Annotated in this window: 1 protein-coding gene; it reads left to right on the top strand. The window is 44.9% G+C overall.

The features are described 5' to 3' along the window. Nucleotides 1–139: 139 nt before the first annotated feature. Nucleotides 140–670, top strand: coding sequence for a cytochrome b (locus R8N49_RS27535; RefSeq protein ID WP_318190506.1), 531 nt, complete (start codon nucleotides 140–142; stop codon nucleotides 668–670). Nucleotides 671–677 lie beyond the last annotated feature (7 nt).

The raw sequence follows: 677 nt of genomic DNA, 5'->3' as shown, positions 1-677 counted from the left end.
TTATCGTATCAACACGGACCACAACTAGAGGGCGGCGACCTGTTTAGTTCGTCTGAGAGTAGTTTGTCTGAATAAAGTATTCATCTTTTATTCATGGCTCATGTGAAGAATAACCATGTCTTTTACATGGAGAAAGAAGATGGACGCGAAAACGAACAATGCAATCTCAAAATCAATGATGTTTTTCCATTGGGTTATCGGGCTTGGAATGATTGCGGTACTCCGTTCTGGTCTAGTCATGGATGATGCAGCCAACAATTTTCTTTTTACTGCGCACGTGTCGTTCGGACTTGTAGTCTTAGCCTTGAGCGTGCCTAGGTTAGTTGGGAGACTCATTGGAGGTATGCCAAAACCTATGACTGAAAGAAGTAAATTTGAGTCTATCGCGGCGGCTGTGGTTATGTATTCTCTTCTGGCCTTAACTGTGGTGTTGCCTTTGTCTGGCATCGCGGTTTCTGTAGGAGAAGGGTACGGCCTGAGCCTGTTTGGTTTTGAATTAGTGAGTTCTGGCAGAGAAATACACATGCTGAAAGAGCTGGGCGAGGGGATCCACGAGTTTAGTGGTGAAGCGTTGTTGCCATTCCTATTGGTTTTGCACCTTGGTGCCAGCTTTATGCATCACTTTATTAAGCAGGACGGAACGTTGCTGAGAATGTTGGGCAAAGCTTGATAAGACA

The sequence above is a fragment of the Vibrio sp. 1978 genome, from assembly GCF_033344345.1.
Note: the sequence above shows the minus strand (reverse complement) of the source record. Positions and strands in the feature narration are given on the sequence as shown.

Coding starts and splice junctions, on each gene's coding strand:
- R8N49_RS27535 (WP_318190506.1), top strand. CDS start 140: ATGGACGCGAAAACGAACAATGCAATCTCAAAATCAATGATGTTTTTC.